Source organism: Paraburkholderia sp. FT54 (assembly GCF_031585635.1).
Taxonomy (GTDB): Bacteria; Pseudomonadota; Gammaproteobacteria; order Burkholderiales; family Burkholderiaceae; genus Paraburkholderia.
In genome coordinates this window covers 2,637,310-2,653,865 of the sequence record NZ_CP134196.1, presented here as the reverse complement: position 1 = coordinate 2,653,865, position 16,556 = coordinate 2,637,310, and the positions used below count along the sequence as shown (strand labels likewise).

The 16,556-nt window shown below is 60.1% G+C and carries 14 protein-coding genes and 1 riboswitch; of the genes, 7 read left to right on the top strand and 7 right to left on the bottom strand.

Features of this window, described 5'->3' with window-relative positions:
- Positions 1 to 70: 70 nt before the first annotated feature.
- Positions 71 to 613: a cytochrome b/b6 domain-containing protein gene (locus RI103_RS31545; RefSeq protein WP_310816616.1), complete on the bottom strand. Its 543-nt coding sequence runs from the start codon at positions 611 to 613 to the stop codon at positions 71 to 73.
- Complete coding sequence (locus RI103_RS31540) at positions 610 to 1,671, bottom strand: catalase family peroxidase (protein WP_310816615.1); 1,062 nt, start codon at positions 1,669 to 1,671, stop codon at positions 610 to 612. The genes RI103_RS31545 and RI103_RS31540 overlap by 4 nt, the downstream gene beginning before the upstream one ends.
- A 334-nt stretch (positions 1,672 to 2,005) precedes the next feature.
- Here RI103_RS31540 and RI103_RS31535 point away from each other — a divergent pair, with 334 nt between their 5' ends.
- The 4 genes from RI103_RS31535 (at position 2,006) to RI103_RS31520 (ending at position 7,804) form a co-directional block, all read left to right on the top strand.
- The gene (locus RI103_RS31535) at positions 2,006 to 2,494 is read left to right on the top strand and encodes an NUDIX hydrolase (RefSeq protein ID WP_310816613.1); all 489 of its coding nucleotides are present in this window, start codon (positions 2,006 to 2,008) and stop codon (positions 2,492 to 2,494) included.
- Positions 2,495 to 3,003: 509 nt separating this feature from the next.
- The gene (locus tag RI103_RS31530) at positions 3,004 to 3,753 is read left to right on the top strand and encodes a substrate-binding periplasmic protein (RefSeq protein WP_409077010.1); all 750 of its coding nucleotides are present in this window, start codon (positions 3,004 to 3,006) and stop codon (positions 3,751 to 3,753) included.
- Complete coding sequence (locus RI103_RS31525; protein ID WP_310816611.1) at positions 3,750 to 6,857, top strand: EAL domain-containing protein; 3,108 nt, start codon at positions 3,750 to 3,752, stop codon at positions 6,855 to 6,857. Before RI103_RS31530 ends, RI103_RS31525 begins: the two co-directional genes overlap by 4 nt.
- 575 nt (positions 6,858 to 7,432) lie before the next feature.
- Entirely contained in the window at positions 7,433 to 7,804 is a 372-nt protein-coding gene (locus RI103_RS31520; RefSeq protein WP_310816610.1) for a hypothetical protein, read from the top strand.
- A 128-nt stretch (positions 7,805 to 7,932) separates the two neighbouring features.
- On the opposite strand, the gene RI103_RS31515 is transcribed toward RI103_RS31520, so the two are convergent.
- Both RI103_RS31515 and mntP read right to left on the bottom strand, forming a co-directional pair.
- A complete protein-coding gene (locus tag RI103_RS31515) occupies positions 7,933 to 8,253 on the bottom strand; it encodes a pyrimidine/purine nucleoside phosphorylase (RefSeq protein ID WP_310816608.1) in 321 nt (106 codons plus the stop codon).
- Positions 8,254 to 8,401: 148 nt separating this feature from the next.
- The gene (mntP, locus tag RI103_RS31510; RefSeq protein ID WP_310816607.1) at positions 8,402 to 8,971 is read right to left on the bottom strand and encodes a manganese efflux pump MntP; all 570 of its coding nucleotides are present in this window, start codon (positions 8,969 to 8,971) and stop codon (positions 8,402 to 8,404) included.
- A gap of 10 nt (positions 8,972 to 8,981) precedes the next feature.
- A riboswitch (yybP-ykoY riboswitch) is annotated at positions 8,982 to 9,147 on the bottom strand.
- A gap of 390 nt (positions 9,148 to 9,537) precedes the next feature.
- On the opposite strand from mntP, the gene RI103_RS31505 reads away from it, so the two are divergent.
- The 3 genes from RI103_RS31505 (at position 9,538) to RI103_RS31495 (ending at position 13,443) form a co-directional block, all read left to right on the top strand.
- Positions 9,538 to 11,463: a potassium transporter Kup gene (locus tag RI103_RS31505; protein WP_310816605.1), complete on the top strand. Its 1,926-nt coding sequence runs from the start codon at positions 9,538 to 9,540 to the stop codon at positions 11,461 to 11,463.
- Between the two features lie 210 nt (positions 11,464 to 11,673).
- Positions 11,674 to 13,134: an amino acid permease gene (locus RI103_RS31500; protein ID WP_310816604.1), complete on the top strand. Its 1,461-nt coding sequence runs from the start codon at positions 11,674 to 11,676 to the stop codon at positions 13,132 to 13,134.
- A 168-nt stretch (positions 13,135 to 13,302) separates the two neighbouring features.
- The gene (locus tag RI103_RS31495) at positions 13,303 to 13,443 is read left to right on the top strand and encodes a hypothetical protein (protein WP_310816603.1); all 141 of its coding nucleotides are present in this window, start codon (positions 13,303 to 13,305) and stop codon (positions 13,441 to 13,443) included.
- 124 nt (positions 13,444 to 13,567) lie between these two features.
- On the opposite strand, the gene RI103_RS31490 is transcribed toward RI103_RS31495, so the two are convergent.
- From RI103_RS31490 to RI103_RS31480, 3 genes are all read right to left on the bottom strand, one after another.
- Complete coding sequence (locus tag RI103_RS31490) at positions 13,568 to 13,870, bottom strand: DUF4148 domain-containing protein (RefSeq protein ID WP_310816602.1); 303 nt, start codon at positions 13,868 to 13,870, stop codon at positions 13,568 to 13,570.
- A gap of 170 nt (positions 13,871 to 14,040) precedes the next feature.
- Complete coding sequence (locus tag RI103_RS31485; RefSeq protein ID WP_310818624.1) at positions 14,041 to 15,126, bottom strand: aldose epimerase family protein; 1,086 nt, start codon at positions 15,124 to 15,126, stop codon at positions 14,041 to 14,043.
- 32 nt (positions 15,127 to 15,158) lie between these two features.
- Entirely contained in the window at positions 15,159 to 16,376 is a 1,218-nt protein-coding gene (locus RI103_RS31480; protein WP_310816601.1) for a DNA-binding transcriptional regulator, read from the bottom strand.
- Between the last annotated feature and the right edge of the window lie 180 nt (positions 16,377 to 16,556).

Genomic DNA, 16,556 nt, shown 5'->3' with positions numbered 1-16,556 from the left:
CGCAAGAAGGTTCGATGCGGGCGGCCTGTTCAGGTCGCCCGCATCGTTTTGATCGCCGCTGCCGTACACCTCAACGCTTCGACCAGGGCGCCATCGCCTCGAACACACCGTCACGTCTTACTAGCGCGTGTAAAAGAGCCGCCGCCAGATGAAGCACGATCAGCGCAAAGAAACACAGCGCGAGTGTCCTGTGCCCGTTCCACAGCAACGTGTGCAATCCATTGCTATGCGGCAGGATGGACGGCAAATGCATTCCGAACACCACGACCGGATAGTTCGCTGCCGACAGCATGCCCCAGCCGATCAGCGGAAGCGCGATCATCAGTATGTAAAACGCGAGATGCGAGAGGCGCGCGGCGAGTTTCATCGGTTCCGGCATCGACGCAGGCAGCGGCGGCGCGCCGCGCGTCAACCTCAGCACCAGGCGGATCAGCGCCAGCACGAGTATCACGATACCCAGCGGCTTGTGGATGGACACCAGCGTAAGATAATCCGGGCGAACGGTGGACACCATCCCGACACCGATGAACAGCATCGCCAGAATGCAAACTGCCATGAGCCAGTGAAGCGCGCGTTGCAGCGGTGTGAAGCGAGCGTGGGTCGGGGTCGTCATGGCGTGGCTCCTCCCGCCGGATGGCGCGGATAGTCCTTATCCTCGGCGGTCCGCCGGTTGAACGATACGGAATAGGCGGCTGAGCGCGCGGCCGGAAACGGATCGTCCGAGACGTGCATGCCCGATGGCAGGACGGTCGGATCGAAGTTGAGATCGCGACACGGTCCGTTGGCCTCGGGTTCTATCGCACTGACCACCAACGTACCCGCGTCTACCTTGCGTCGATCTTCCGGCCACGCTTTGCTGGGGTCGGCGGTCGGGTCACCGGGATTGGCAACGGTGACGACCAGTGTCCAGCGTTGCGGTGCGCTCTGCACCCGCTGCGTGATATCGGCGGCGAGGAAGTCGGCGCCTTTTTGCTTCAACTGGTCGGGGGATACCGCTTCGGGCTGCGCGGTGGGCACGAAGGACCAGCGCACCGCCTGGTCCTGTCCTGCGGCATTGGTGAAGATGAAGCTATTGAGACTGTTGTACCGATCCTGCGCATAAGACGCCGTCCACGGCGCGCTGCCGGCCCACTCTCCAAAATGGCCGAACTCCGGGTGCGCGGCGGCAAAATTCTTCATGGCATCCGGATCGCTCGTGTTGGCCGAGGCCTGAAGCAGACCGTAGAAGGCCTGCGGCGTGGCGACCGGAAAGAACGGCGCGTCGATCATCGCCGTGCGCCATTCACTTCCGTCCGGCGCGACGATGCGCAGGCTGAGGCCCCGCACCTGAACCGTCGCGTCTGGCGCTTTGGGGTCCGCCGTAGCGAGGTTGAACCGTCCCGTGACCGGATACGAGCCGGGCGCGAACATCGGCGCCTTGGACAGCGCCGTCGCCGCGCCATTCGATTCGAAGCTGCCGGTAAAGCAGATGCCCTTGGCGTGATTGCGCCGGAAGCCGAGCGCCGCGCCGCCCGGCGGCGCCAGACCGTTGACGATCTTTGCCGGCGTAACGCGCCCAGGCGAGAGCCAGCCGGCCGTAAAGGCGAAGGCCGCGACCAGCGCGGCCACGACGACTGCGATCAGGACCAGCGAACGGAGGGTGGAGGCGTTGGAAGTGGGTCTGTCGGCCATCGTTCTCTCCCGAGCAATGATTCGGCTGAGTACAAATCTAGCAGGGTAGGGACAATAGTGCCATTGGTTGGCGGAGTGTGCCTGGTGGCCGGCGGGCGTTGCGACGTGCCGCGGTGAGTGACTATGTGTCGGTTCGCTCATCGTCGCGATTGTTTTTTGGACTACGATTACGACGCCCAGACAGCGCTTCCGTTGGGCAGCCTATCCTGAGCGAGACCGGCTACTGGCTAAACTACGGTTTCCAGGCAGTGGTGTGTCAATGGCGAATACCCTGAACCACATTAACGCGGCAGCCCGGAAAATCCACTGACCATGAAAGGGAAGGAGGGACCTCATGCCGAGCCTTGAGCGAGTGCGACCGGCTACGCTAATCGACTTTGTCTGGCGCATCGTACTTCGCTTCGGATTCCGATTCGTTCGCGCCTGGTGGCATCTTCGACGGCCTCGCCATGAGGGCGCGCTAGTAGCAATCTACGTCGGGCGGGCGCTGTTGCTTGTGAAAGCATCGTACCGTGCCGAGTGGAATTTTCCCGGCGGCAGCGTTCGGCCCGGTGAAGCGCCTGTTGCAGCGGCGCAGCGCGAAATGGAGGAAGAGATTGGTCTGTCGTCGTACACATTGGTCCCCGCGGGCAGCGCCTGCGGTATTTGGGACGGGCGAAGAGACCAGGTGCATTTCTTTGAGCTGCACCTCGATCGCATGCCCGAGTTGCGGCTTGATAATCGTGAGATTGTCGCCGCGCATCTGGCATCGCCGGAGGAAATGCACGACATCGCGCTGACAGAGGCGGTTACTGCGTATCTCGGCAGAGATCTCCGCTGTTAGCTGGCCAGTTTCCTTTCGGGGCCTCTCGACGGGTCGTACCGACATTCTCACTGCGCCATAGCGGCCATTTGCAGCAATGCAATTCCGCCAGCGCGAATAACAGCTTGGGCCAATCAATCGCCGGATGTTTCAGACGCCAGAGCGGCGGCGCGTCGGCACCACATCCGCCCGCTCGCTCAAGACCACTGCCTGGAAGTTCTCCAAATCGACACAATCCGCTCACACGCAAAAAATGACAAGCGTCCCCTCAAGAACTGCAGCGCGCGGCCGATATTGCGAGAAGAGCGCCTACGGTTTGAATGTTCCGCTGGCCCAGCCGGACAGGTGTATGCTGGCCAGTCCGCAAAAAAATGGCATTTCATTAGCCCCATTCAAATTGACCAAATAGCAGGATCACGTCACCGGCGTCATCGTCGGGAAAATTGAATGTGGTACTCAAGTCATCTTCGTACGACGGAGACACCGTGATTCGACATTGCCTCGGGGGTTTGCTACTGGCGCTAAGCTGCATGGGTAGCGCCATGGCCGCTGGTCCCGAATGTTCGCGTTCGTTTACGCTTGCTTTACACGATCACGGCCTGCTCTATTCCGTCGACACGGACACCGGGATCGACAAGGACTTCGCTGACGAGCTGATTCGCCGCAGCGGGTGCCAGATCAGAGTCAGCCTGATGTCGCGGGCCCGGATCTGGAAGCTGATTGAATCCGGCGGACTGGATTTCAGCCTGTCGGGCATTGCCAACGACGAGCGTAACGAGTACGCGGACTTCGCCTGGTATTTCAGCAACAAGTACTATCTGTTGGTGCGCAACGACGCCGGAATCCATCGTTTGGCCGATTTCGAGCACAACGACCAGTTTCAGCTCGGCGTGATCCGCAGCTTCCGCTATAGCGAGTCGGCCAACCGGCTGGTCGACAAGCTGTCGGCCGAAAACCGTGTCAGCCAGGCGGGCGGTCTGGATCCGCTGTATCAGGCGCTGATTCTCCGGCGCATTCAAGGCATGATCATCGAGCCTTTCGATTACCCCGCAATCGATGAAAAGAAAATCCGCGACGTGACCACCATCGTGGAATTCGACGACCCTGCCGTCCGTCACGGCCTCATCATGTCGAAGAAGGCGCTGTCGCCGGCCGAGCGGGAAAAGTGGCGTGCCCTCGTGAATGAGATGCGCGCCGACGGCACCGTTCGGCGCATCTTCGAGAAGTATTTCAAACCTGACCTCGCCGAGTCGATGGTCGATTTCAAAACGCAGCCGTGAACTGGTCGCGCCTTGTCCTGCTGCCGCTACTGGTCCTGTCCGCTGCGCTCAGCGTGACGTGGATGCTGTGGGACCATGAGCGGCAGGCCGCCCGTCATGAACTGCTGTCCCAGTTCAACTTTTCGCTGGGCGACGCGGTCAGCCGCATCGAGCAGCGCATGGGCACGTATGAACTCTTGCTGCGCGGCGTGCAGAGCCTGTTCGCCGCTACCGGAGAAATCGACCGCGATCAGTTCCGTGACTACGTCAGCACGCTCAATCTCGACGCCAACTTCTCCGGTATCCAGGCCATCGGCATCGTCGCGTGGGTGCCGGGGACGGAGAAGGTCGAGCATATCGCGGCCATCCGCCGGCAGGGGTTGCCTGACTACGCGATCGAGCCCAAAGGCTCGCGCGAGAACTACGCGCCGATCATCCAGCGCGAGCCGTCCATCGGCATCAATCGCGCGGCGGCCGGTTTCGATGCATGGGCCGACCCCGTGCGGCGGCGCGCCATGGAGCAGGCGCGCGACTCCGGCATGGCGACCCTGTCCGGGAAAGTCCGCCTGTCGGTGGACGCCGGCAATGCTCGCCCCGGATTCATCATGTACCTGCCGATCTACGCACGAGGCCAACCGCAAGACAGCGTCGCCCAGCGCCGCGCGCACCTGATCGGCTGGGTCTACGCGTCGTTCCGCATGCACGATGTGATCGCCAGCCTGTACGGCGAGCAGCCTCCCGGGCTCACCATCGCCATTTACGATGGCGTCGAAACGTCGTCCGCCGCGCTTTTGCACAAGACGCCCGAGGCGCCCGGTCATCATCGGGCTGCGGACATGTCGGCCAACGAATATCTGGTGGTCGGCGGACATGACTGGACACTGTCGATGAGTGCCCAGGACGACTTCAAGGCTCGCTTCGGCCGTAACGCCGCGCTCCCGATTGCGAGTACCGGCACGGGCCTCAGCCTGCTGCTGGCGCTGCTCACCTGGCTAATGATGACCGGCCGCGGCCGCGCGATGCGGCTTGCCTCGGCAATGACAAAAGAGTTGCGCGAGAACGAAGAGAAATTCCGCGCGATTGCCGACTGTACGGTCAACTGGGAGATCTGGTGGGGACCCGACGGCAACCCGCGCTGGATCAACTCGGCGGTGGAGGCGTACATCGGATATACCGTCGACGAGTGCATGGCGATGCCGGACTTCGCCGGCACCGTGATTTGTCCGGAGGACATTCCCCGCGTTGCACCCGAGTTCCAGAAAGCGCTACAAGGCCTGCGCGGCGATGACCTCGAGTTTCGCTGCGTTCGCAAAGACGGCTCACTCATGTGGCTGTCCGCCTCGTGGGTTCCGATTACCGATTCCAAAGGCGAGTTCATCGGCTTTCGCACGAGCGGCCGCGACATTACCGAGCGCAAACAGGTCGAGGCAGAACTTCGAATTGCCGCTGTCGCATTCGACTCGATGGAACCGATGATGATCACCGACGCGAGCGCCACCATTCTGCGCGTGAACTCGGCGTTCACCGAATGCACCGGTTACACGGCCGAGGAAATCGTGGGTCAGACACCGAGCGTGCTTCAATCGGGCCTTCACGACGCCGCATTCTTCCAGAGTATGTGGGAAGCGATTCATCGTGCGGGCGGCTGGCAAGGGGAAATCTGGGATCGCCGCAAGAACGGCGAGATGTACCCGAAATGGCTCACGATCTCCGCCGTGATGAGCGAGGACGGAATCGTCAGCCACTATGTCGGCACACATCACGACATTACCGAACGCAAGATCGCGGAAGAGCGAATCAAGGAATTGGCGTTCTTCGACGCGCTGACCCGCTTGCCCAATCGCACCCTGCTGCTGGATCGCTTGAGGCAGGCGATCACGGCCAGCGCCCGGAACGAAGCTTGCGGTGCTTTGCTGTTTATCGACCTGGATCACTTCAAGACGCTGAACGATACCTTGGGCCACGACAAAGGTGATCTGCTGCTTCAGCAAGTGGCGCAGCGTCTGGCAGACAGCGTGCTCGAGAGCGACACTGTGGCACGAGTGGGGGGCGACGAGTTCGTGGTGGTGCTCGGAAACCTGCACAAGAATCGGCAGGAGGCGGCCAACCAGACGGAGGCCGTGGGCGAAAGAATCCTCGCCGTGCTGGGCAGTCCGTATCAGCTTGGCAAGATCGAATACCGCACAAGCGCGAGCATCGGCGCCACCGTGTTCAGAGGGCATCAGGCCTCGATCGACGAACTCCTCAAGCAGGCCGACCTCGCGATGTACAAGTCCAAGGAAAGAGGACGCAATGCCGTGCGCTTCTTCGATCCGGACATGCAGACCGTCGTGGTGCAGCGAGCTGCGCTAGAGGCGGGCTTGCGCAATGCCATCGAGGACAATCAGTTCCTGCTCCACTACCAGGCGCAGGTCGACGGCAGCCGCGTAACGGGCGCGGAGGCACTGGTGCGCTGGCAGCATCCGCAGCGGGGTGTCGTACCTCCTGCTGAGTTCATTCCGCTGGCAGAAGAAACCGGACTGATCCTTGCGTTGGGAAGCTGGGTTTTGGAAGCCGCCTGCGCGCAACTGGCGCAATGGGCAGCGCGACCCGATATGGCGCATCTCACGATTGCGGTCAATGTCAGCGTCCAGCAGTTCCGCGAAGCCGACTTCGTGGACAACGTGTTGACGATCATCGGTCGAACCGGCGCACGGCCCGACAGGTTGAAACTGGAGTTGACGGAGAGTGTGCTGGTCGACAACGTGCAGGACATCATCGAGAAGATGAGCGCGCTGAAAGCGAAAGGCATCGTCTTCGCACTAGACGATTTTGGCATTGGCTATTCGTCGCTGTCCTATTTGAAGCGGCTGCCTTTGGATCAGTTGAAAATCGACCGCTCATTTGTGCGAGACGTTCTTGTCGATCCCAACGACGCCGTGATTGCCAGGACCATCGTGGCCCTTGCGCGCAGCCTCGGCTTGGGTGTGATCGCAGAAGGTGTCGAAACCGGGGCTCAGCGAGATTTCCTCGCCGCAGCGGGGTGTTACGCGTATCAGGGCTACTATTTCTGCCGGCCGCTTCCCCTCGAGGATTTTGAAGCGATGTTGAGCAGAGTCGAGACCCGTCAGTGCGTGGCTGAGTGAGCACGAGATAAGTGGCATGTCGTCCGTCGCGCGCATTATTCGCCGCTGATCCTGCACGATCCGGATTTCCTGGCCGCGAGTAGCGCAACGCTGCCGCAAGCGCTCGTAGAAACACATCTTCGGCGTTTGGCCGATCCATACACGTCGTGCGGTTTTCCCCCCCAAATACCTCGGCGTGTTCCTACAAGCGCTTGCGGCAACCGTCTACGAAAAGAACTCGAACGATAAGATTGCGGCGACAGAGCTAGCGGCTCCCGCATTGTTTTCGTATTGACGAAATCTCAACCGAAGCATGTAAGAACCTCGCTCTGCGACGTCGAGATTCTGTCACCAACCGTATAACGAATTTATAAAACCGGGGGGCGTCTATCGTTAATTCGGCATATCGGAGCGCGGCGAGAAGCCGATGCAACCCGGTGCTATCTGTGGGGTATGTCTCGCTGTTCCGCTCAATCTGCATGCCTTCTTTATCAAGAAGCTCGCGCTTTATACAAGGGCTTTAGGTACAGGTCGATATCATCGCTCCGCTTGATGCCACTGCTTTACAGCCAGGCGTCATTCTTGGGAGAAAAATCATGTTTGATATTGGAAAAGAGTATTCTCGGGAAGACATTCATCGGGTGACAGGAGGATGCAAACAGGCATTCTTGCCCGTGAAGGGCGGAAAGGTCGTTGCCGCGCGATTGCGTCAGGATCTCAACCCGTATGCCCCGGATGTGATCGTGTGCGATGGCAGCGCCGCCGCACGTGCGGCCGGCCGAACGCTCGCGCGACAGACCGACCCGCTGCCTGTTTTTGTACGCACGGCAACTGACCGATTCCGTTACATGGGCGAGTACGTCACCGAGGCATCGTTTACTGCTCCGGTCGACTATGCGAAGTACGTGGAGAACACTGGCTTCACGCTTGGTCAGATTTCGCGTGTGATCAAGATGAAACGCCGTTGATCTCGACGGACTCTTCAATTCATCATCGTCCCTTCACCGGTTGGGTTGTTGCTCGCGCCCAACCGGCAATCATCAATGACGTGTCCTGAATGCGCGTGCCGTACCCATGTCGTGCGACGCGATACGTTTTACAGATAGCTGCAGACGTAGTCGAGCGTTTCGATCACGTCGATATCGAAGCGGCTTTTGCCGGGCACCGAGAACGACTCGCCCGCGCTATATGTCTTCCACTCGTCACTGCCTGCGAGGCGGATGCGGCATTGTCCGGCCTGCACCTCCATGAGTTCCGGCGCGTCGGTGCCAAAGTTGAGCGCGCCGGGCAGGATCACACCAAGCGTTTTGCGCGTGCCGTCGGCGAAGAGAACGGTGTGAGAGACACACTTGCCGTCGAAGTAGACGTTGGCTCGTTTAACAATGGAAACCTGATCGAATTGCGTTGCGGCCGTCATGGCAATCTTCCTTTTGGTTGTCGTGAATGGATGCATTTGCGTGGACTTCAGGTCGCGCGCAAACCCGCCATGATACAGGCGGCCGACGGCGTCAGCCGTCGATTGGCCCGAACGAGGTGAAGCTCAGCGGGCGCCCGCCAACCACCGTCTAGCCGATGATCTTCAGATGTTCAGCCAGGATGGTGCTGCCAATGCCGACCAGCACCACGCCACCCGCCAGTTCCGCACGCCTGCCAGCCACATGGCCGATCACACGGCCGAGCATCACGCCGATCGTGACCATCGCCATGGTGGCGAGGCCGATCGCGGCAGCAGTGGAATAGATGTTGACGTCGACGAAGGCAAGGCCCGCGCCGACTGCCATGGCGTCGATACTCGTGGCAAAGCCGGTTAGCGCCAGCAACCAGAACGAATGAGTCGACTGCTTGGTCTCTTCGATTTCCCTGGTGCTAAAGCTATTGAGAACCATGCGGGCGCCGAGGACCAACAACAGCGCGAACGCGATCCAGTGATCCCATGCGGAGACGTATTGGGCTGCAGCTTTGCCGAGGAACCATCCGACCAGGGGTGTCAGGGCTTCGATGGCGCCGAAGATGAGCCCCGTCCTGACAGCCTCACGCCAGTGAGGACGATTGAGCGTGGCGCCTTTGCCGATTGCAGCCGCAAAGGCGTCGGTGGACATGGCGAAAGCAAGGAACAGCGTTGCGACAGGATTCATGAGAAGTGGGCTCGAGGTCGGGCGGAAAACCACGACACACCGCCGCGCCCGACCGGTCGCGTGGTGTGTCGATGGTCTTGCCAACCAAAGGGCTACCTGCACCACGGTCTGCGCGACCGAGAATGTTGACGCAGGCGCTTCTGGGTAGAAGCCGGCTACTCCCCAAAGACAGGTGCGAGCATACCATGTCGAAAGGTTTATGTAATGCGGGCCGGGCCTCGCATGTCTGCGCAGGAAATAAATCTGCCGCCACTTCACGTATCGGTAGCGTGGCAAACGGCCGATGGTATATGTTGAATTAGTGGCACACCGTCCTTCAGAAAAGAGACAGGTCGCGTTCGCGGACGACAGGTACGCAAAACATCAGAACATACGAATGCGTGTTCGGCATCAGAGCAATGGGACGCGCGTTCCTCGTACGAAAGTTGCTTCCGCGATGCTGACTGTTGCGTGGGACGCAGGCGACTCCTCAAAAAACGAGGCCTGATAAAAGCATGAATCGGTTCCGCACGTGCACTGGCCTATGCCCTATGTTGCACCGCGAGAACGCGAAACTGGAGTGAGACATGAGCCAGTCAGTATCCGCCGCGCCCGATGTGGGCCATTCCGGCGGGCGCGGGCATCACCGGCCGGCGACGCCTGCACTCGCGCTTGTCGCATTGGGTGTGGTGTATGGCGACATCGGCACCAGCCCGCTGTACACGCTGCAGACGGTATTCGATCCGGTCAACGGACTATCGCTCAACGCGATGAATGTGGTCGGCATCGTGTCGCTGATCGTCTGGTCTCTGATCGTCGTCGTCTCGCTCAAATACGTCACGTTGATTCTGCGCGCGAACAATCACGGCGAGGGCGGGATTATGGCGCTGCTGGCGTTGGCTGCATCGTCCGTTGTTGCGCGCCCGCGATTGCGCCATACGTTGCTGGGCGTCGGCATCATGGGTGCGGCGCTCTTTTACGGCGACAGCGTGATCACGCCGGCGATCTCGGTGCTGAGCGCGGTCGAAGGGCTCGAAGTCGCCGCGCCGTTTCTCAAGACCTGCGTGATTCCCGTGACGCTGGTTGCGTTGGTCACGCTGTTCCTGATGCAGAAGCGCGGCACGGCCGGTATAGGCATTGTGTTCGGACCGGTGATGGTGCTCTGGTTCATCGTGCTTGCCGTCGTGGGCGTCATCAACATGATGCGAGCGCCCGCGATTCTCGTTGCGCTTAATCCGCTCACGGGGCTGGCGTTCTGCCTGCATCATCGGTGGTTGGCGTTCGTTGCGCTGGGTGCGGTCGTTTTGTCGTTGACCGGCGCCGAAGCGTTGTATGCCGATATGGGACATTTCGGCGCGAGGCCGATCCGGCTGACGTGGTTCGGCCTCGTGTTTCCCGCGCTCGCGCTGAACTATCTGGGGCAAGGCGCGTTGCTGCTTGCCGATCCCGGCGCGCTGCAAAATCCGTTCTACAGACTGTTTCCGCAATGGGCGCTGTATCCGATGATCGTGCTGTCGACGGTCGCGACCGTGATCGCGTCGCAGGCCGTTATCTCGGGTACGTATTCGATGACGAAGCAGGCGATGCAACTCGGCTTTCTGCCGCGCATGAACGTCGTCTATACGTCGGAAAGAGAGATGGGGCAAATCTACGTGCCAGGCATCAATTGGACGTTATTGGCTGCAGTGGTGGCCGCTGTGCTCGGCTTCGGTTCATCCACGGCGCTCGGCTCCGCGTATGGTATCGCCGTCACCGGCACGATGCTGATCACCACCATCCTGACGTTCTTCGTCATTCGCTATGCGTGGCACTACAACTGGCTGCTATGCGTGTTCGCGACCGGCTTCTTCTTCGTGATCGACGCAGCGTTCTTCTCCGCCAACCTGCTGAAGCTCATGCAGGGCGGCTGGTTCCCGCTTCTGGTCGGGCTGATCATCTACACGATCATGGCCACCTGGGGACGAGGCTGGGAAATGATGCGCGCCGAAGCGCGCGTGAGAGCCGGGGCGACGCCGCTCAAGCCCTATCTGGCCACGCTTCTGGCCGGCTCGCCGATGCGATGCGGTGGCACCGCGATCTTTCTGTCGCCCGATCCTGACGGCGTGCCGCATTCGTTGATCAACAACCTGATGCATAACCGCGTGCTGCACAAACGCGTTGTTTTCGTGACGGTGAACAACGAGGAGATACCGTGGGTGCCTGCGAGCGAGCGCGTGAGTGTGCATCCGCTAGACTCGGATTGCTACCAGGTGACAATCACGTATGGTTTCATGGATGAGGTCGACCTGCCGAGAGCGCTTGAGATTTGCAAGTCGTATGGTTTGACATTCGAGCCGACGGAGACTTCTTACTTCCTTAGCCGTGCGACCCTGGTGCCTACTCGTGATAGCGGCATGGCGATGTGGCGAGAGCGTTTATTCTCGGTCATGTTGCACAACGTGGGCAACGTTGCGGCTTATCTGAAGCTGCCGGCCAATCGAGTGATCGAGTTGGGGGCGCGGGTGGAGATTTGAGGATTACCTAAGAACGGGAGCGAAAGCTTCGTCAGCGAGCGAGAGAGAATCAAATATTCACTTTGCTTTTAATTGGGAATACACTGAATTTGCTATTTCCCTTTACCTTACGCCGTTAGTCTTCAGTAACAGATGTTTTTGTCGTGCTCCGCGAGCCGAAGCGAACCGAGTCGGCTCGTGCCCAATACCATTTGAACGGGACGACTCATCATGGCTGATACGAGCTACATGGCACGAAAATCCGTCGCCGATATTGTGGGAAGCGCCGACGCGGAAGAAGGCCACGCACTATCGAAGTCACTCGGCGCCACCAGTATCACGGCGATGGGCATCGGCGCCATCATCGGCGCCGGTATCTTCGTTCTGACCGGCACTGCCGCAGCGCAATTCGCCGGCCCGAGCATCGTTCTGTCGTTCGTACTCGGTGGCATTGCGTGCGCGTTCGTCGGCCTCTGCTATTCGGAACTGGCCGCGATGTTGCCCGTATGCGGCAGCAGTTACACCTATACGTATGCCACGCTCGGTGAAATTTTCGCGTGGATCATCGGCTGGGACTTGATCCTCGAATACGCGATGGGCGCCGCCACGGTCGCGGTCGGATGGTCCGGTTATATCGTGAGCTTGCTGCATAACGTGGGGATCAATATCCCGCCCGTTCTGGCCACCGCGCCCGGCACCGTCATCAAGCTAGCCGATGGCACCACCGCGACGGGCATCGTCAACCTGCCCGCGATAGTGATCATCGCCATTCTTACCACCATGCTCGTGCTCGGTACGAAGGAATCGGCGCGGCTGAACAACGTCATGGTGGCGGTCAAGCTGACCGTGGTGGTGGCTTTTATCGCACTCGGCGTGTTTTTCATCAAGCCCGCGAACTGGCATCCGTTTATTCCCGCGAATACTGGTGAGTTCGGAAACTTCGGCATGAGCGGGATTTTGCGTGGCTCGGCCGTGGTGTTCTTCGCATTCATTGGTTTCGATGCGGTCTCCACCGCTGCACAGGAAGCGAAGAAACCGCAACGGGACATGCCGATCGGCATTCTGGGGTCGCTGATCATTTGCACTATTCTGTACATCCTCGTCGCGGGGGTGCTCACCGGGCTCGTACCTTATGCTGAGCTGAATGTTCCTGATCCGATCGCCAAGGGGGTGGATGCAATTGGCCTGAACTGGTTCTCGATTCTGATCAAGATTGGCGCGCTGACAGGACTGACTACCGTGATCCTCGTGCTGTTGTACGGGCAGAGCCGCATCTTCTTCACGATGTCGACGGATGGTTTGTTACCGCCTCTTTTCGCGCGAGTTCATCCGCGTCTTCAGACGCCTCATTTGAGCCAGATTCTGATTGGGTCGGTCGTCGCGATCGTGGCGGCGCTTACACCGATCAGCGTGTTGGGGGAGATGGTTAGTATCGGCACTCTGTTCGCTTTCATTCTGGTGTGCGGCGCTGTGATTTATTTGCGACGCAGTGACTCGGAAGCTTCACGTCCTTTCAGGGTTCCTGGCGTACCGGTCGTACCGATTCTGGGGATTCTGTTTTGCCTGTTGCTGATGGCGGGGCTGCCGCTCGTCACGTGGGTGCGGCTTGTTGTGTGGCTAGTGATCGGGATGACTATTTATATTTCTTATGGCCGGAATCATTCGAGGTTGAGGTTTCCCGAGCGGCATTGAGAGAGCGGTCGCGCCGTGTTTTGGCGCTACTGCGAGTATTTCTCACATATCGATGAAAAACGCTCGTTTGGCGGCTCTGGTATGCCTTCTTAAACTGGGAGTGTGAGGTGTGGCCGTGACGAAGTGATGGCGCGGCGCGGCTGCTCCTGGTTTAGGAGGAGGTTTGTCGTGGATATGACTTTGTTTGAGATTCCGGCGGTGGTGATTGTTTTGAGTATCGTTGGTGTCGTGGTGGTCAGGGCGTTTGCCTCGTCGCGCTTCGATGGTATCGATATTTTTATGCGGCGGGATAAGACGAAAGAGACGTGACGCTGCCAGCGGCAGCGCAAGCGCACAGCGAAGCTAAGAGGAATGAATAAGCGAGCGCTATAAGCCGTCGCGCGCTGGCAAGCGAACCTGCGGCGCACGAACAGGCAAATGAGTGGCAGGCGTACTACTGACCTTGCAGATACGGATTGCCAGCGGGAACGTCGGACCCGGTTTCCGACGAGCCAGCGCTGGACGGACCATATCCCGTCGCGCCACTGTTCTGCGCGGCAACACGTGCTTCGGCCGCTTGAATGTCAGCGGGGTAAGTGGAGTCGGTTGCGACCGCGGGGTTATAGCCGGCCTGTTCGATCTGCTTCAATTGCGCCTTGACCTCGGCGCGCGTGAGCGGTTGCTCGGATTGTGCGAACGATGCCACCGGCGCCGCGAACACCACAACCAGCGCCACGGCTTTGATAAGCGATTTCATGATCACTCCCTCCGAGAATAATTTATTGGGCGCCGCAGCAATCTTCGGCGCCATGCACGGATTTTAGGAAGGGTGCGGTCCAGGGGAAACCACTGATACGGTAATTCAGTGTTGCTACAAACAATAAGTCGGCTTGATGTAATCTCGACCGTAATATACGAAGAACCGCCTCACACGCCTTGGCGTACATCGACACGATACGCGGTCACCTGGCGATACTTGCTGCCGGCTCGCACGATCACCTCGTCCTGCTCAGCCGTATTGACCTGGTTCGGAAAGCCGCCCGCTTCAAGACACAAGCCGGCATGCGCTTGATACGCAATGCCGCCGCGTCCAATGTCGCCCTTTAACCAGTTGCCGCTATAAAACTGTAAGCCGCGTTGATCGGTCGACACGGTCAATTCGCGTCCGCTGCCGGGATCGTAGGCGCAGGCAACCTGACGCATCGGAGCCGTGGTGCCGTTTGTCCCGGCGTCGGGTGCATCGCGCAGCACGTAGCAATGATCGAAACCGCCGGCCGTGGCCAACTGCGCGTGCGGCCAGTCCAGTCGCGCGCCGATCGGCGCGCTTTGCCGGAAATCGAACGCATTGCCGGCCACCTCGGCCAGTTTGCGCGGAATCATGGCGGCATCGACTTCAAAGAACCGGTCGGCATCGATCGACAACACGTGGCCGCGAATGTCGGCGCCCGGCCGGCCCGTGAGATTGAAGTACGGGTGGCTCGTCAGATTGAGCGGCGTCGCGGCATCCGTGATCGCTTCATAGGCGATGGTCAGCGTGCCGTCGTCGTCGAGCGAGTAGCGCACTTGCGTGGTCACGTTGCCGGGAAAACCGGCGTCGCCTTCGGGTGACTCCAGCCGCATGAGCAACGCGCCGTTGTCCTCGCTCACGTCCCACAGCGCGCGATGAAACCCCACCGTGCCGCCATGCAGCAGGTTCGCGCCTTCATTGCGGTCGAGCGCGTATTCGATGCCGTCGAGCGTGAAGCGCGCATCGGCAATACGGTTCGCCCAGCGGCCTATCAGTCCGCCCATGTAAGTGGTGGCCGCCACATATTCAGCGGGCGTGTCGTGGCCGAGCAGGATATCGCCAAGCACGCCGGCGCGATCCGGCGCATGCCAAGAGACCAGCGTCGCGCCCAGATCGCTGATGGCGACTTTCATACCGTGCGCGTTACGCAGCGTGAAGAGTCGGACGGAATCGCCGCCGCGCAAAGTACCCCACGGCTCAGAAGAAAGTTGTGCGATGCTGATCATGTCGTCAGTGGGAAAAAAGAGAATAGGCATGCTCAGCCTGGCGCCGGCGTCGAATTCACCCGCTCCTGGTATTCGCGCGGCGTACAGCCGAGTTCCCGGCGAAACACCGCGTACATGTATTGCAGCGACGTAAAGCCGCAACGGATAGCCACTTCCGCGCTCGACGCATCGCGTTTGGCCAGCAGTGCTTTCGCGACATCGAGTTTATGGCGCAGGATTTCCTGATGCACCGTGCACTGCCGTTCGCGCCGAAAGTACTCTTCGAGCGACGAGCGCGACACGCCCACATAGTCGGCAACCTGTTCCGTGCGAATGCCTTGGCACGCGTACTGACGGATGAAGTGCCGCGCCCGCATCACATACGGACTCGCAAGCGGTTGATGCTTTGTCGATTCGAGCACGTTGATGCCGACCGGCGGCACCAGAATGCGCCGCCCCGGAAAACGCGCACCATGTAGCATCTGATGCAAAAGGTGAGCGGCGGTGCGGCCCATTTCCTCAGTACCCTGAATCACTGAAGAGAGCGGAATACGCGTCAACGTGCGCGTCAGCGGATCGTTGTCGATGCCGATGATCGCGACTTCTTCAGGAACGGGAATGCCGGCGATCAAACATGCCTGGAGCAGATGCCGCGCACGCGCATCGGTCACGGCGATGACGCCGACCGGCTTCGGCAAATCCCGCAGCCACGCAGTGAGCTGTTCGATCGCCTGGTTCCATGAGGGCGCGCTGGTCGAAAGGCCGCGATACATCTCGCTGTCGATCTGCGCGTCGCTATGTCCGTCCGCGCTGCGCAAATGCGCGAACGCAAGTTCGCGCTGTTGCGCCCAGCGGTTCTCCTGCGCTTGCGGCAGGCTGTACAACGCGAAGTGCTCGAGACCCGCGCCGATCAGATGCGTATAGGCGAGCGAGACGAGCTTGCTGTTGTCGGTGGCGATATAGGGTAAATCCGGAGGATAGTGCGCCGGATCTTCGAACGACGAACCCACGGCGACCACCGGCAACGGACAATCGCGCAGCGCTTCGCCCACGGCAGGATCGTCGAAATCCGCGATGATGCCGTCGCCGTCGAAGCGTTCGATGCCCGTCAGCCGGCAGCGAAAATCTTCTTCGAGGAACAGGTCCCACGCCACGCGCGTGGACAGCAGGTAGTTGCCGATGCCGGTGATGATCTCGCGGTCATAGACCTTGTTCGCGTTGAACAGCAGCGCGATCCGATGGGTCGTCTGTGGTGTTTGCGGACGGGTCATGGCGGTGAGCGGCGCGCGGGCCAATGACCCGTCACGCCTTCGTCTCCTGGTGGATGCTTAATTTGAACGGCACCGGTTTTAAGCGTCTGGTTATTCTAGGCTCCGAATCGCGCGCCGGTGCGAAACAAAATCGCGGGCGGTAAGAAACATCAAGCACGCTGCGCAATTTCGCAATTGCCG

What these genes read in the sequence shown, in the direction of transcription:
- RI103_RS31545 (WP_310816616.1), bottom strand. Translation starts at nt 613, where the DNA reads ATGACGACCCCGACCCACGCTCGCTTCACACCGCTGCAACGCGCGCTT.
- RI103_RS31540 (WP_310816615.1), bottom strand. Translation starts at nt 1,671, where the DNA reads ATGGCCGACAGACCCACTTCCAACGCCTCCACCCTCCGTTCGCTGGTC.
- RI103_RS31535 (WP_310816613.1), top strand. Translation starts at nt 2,006, where the DNA reads ATGCCGAGCCTTGAGCGAGTGCGACCGGCTACGCTAATCGACTTTGTC.
- RI103_RS31530 (WP_409077010.1), top strand. Translation starts at nt 3,004, where the DNA reads ATGGGTAGCGCCATGGCCGCTGGTCCCGAATGTTCGCGTTCGTTTACG.
- RI103_RS31520 (WP_310816610.1), top strand. Translation starts at nt 7,433, where the DNA reads ATGTTTGATATTGGAAAAGAGTATTCTCGGGAAGACATTCATCGGGTG.
- RI103_RS31515 (WP_310816608.1), bottom strand. Translation starts at nt 8,253, where the DNA reads ATGACGGCCGCAACGCAATTCGATCAGGTTTCCATTGTTAAACGAGCC.
- mntP (WP_310816607.1), bottom strand. Translation starts at nt 8,971, where the DNA reads ATGAATCCTGTCGCAACGCTGTTCCTTGCTTTCGCCATGTCCACCGAC.
- RI103_RS31505 (WP_310816605.1), top strand. Translation starts at nt 9,538, where the DNA reads ATGAGCCAGTCAGTATCCGCCGCGCCCGATGTGGGCCATTCCGGCGGG.
- RI103_RS31500 (WP_310816604.1), top strand. Translation starts at nt 11,674, where the DNA reads ATGGCTGATACGAGCTACATGGCACGAAAATCCGTCGCCGATATTGTG.
- RI103_RS31490 (WP_310816602.1), bottom strand. Translation starts at nt 13,870, where the DNA reads ATGAAATCGCTTATCAAAGCCGTGGCGCTGGTTGTGGTGTTCGCGGCG.
- RI103_RS31485 (WP_310818624.1), bottom strand. Translation starts at nt 15,126, where the DNA reads ATGATCAGCATCGCACAACTTTCTTCTGAGCCGTGGGGTACTTTGCGC.
- RI103_RS31480 (WP_310816601.1), bottom strand. Translation starts at nt 16,376, where the DNA reads ATGACCCGTCCGCAAACACCACAGACGACCCATCGGATCGCGCTGCTG.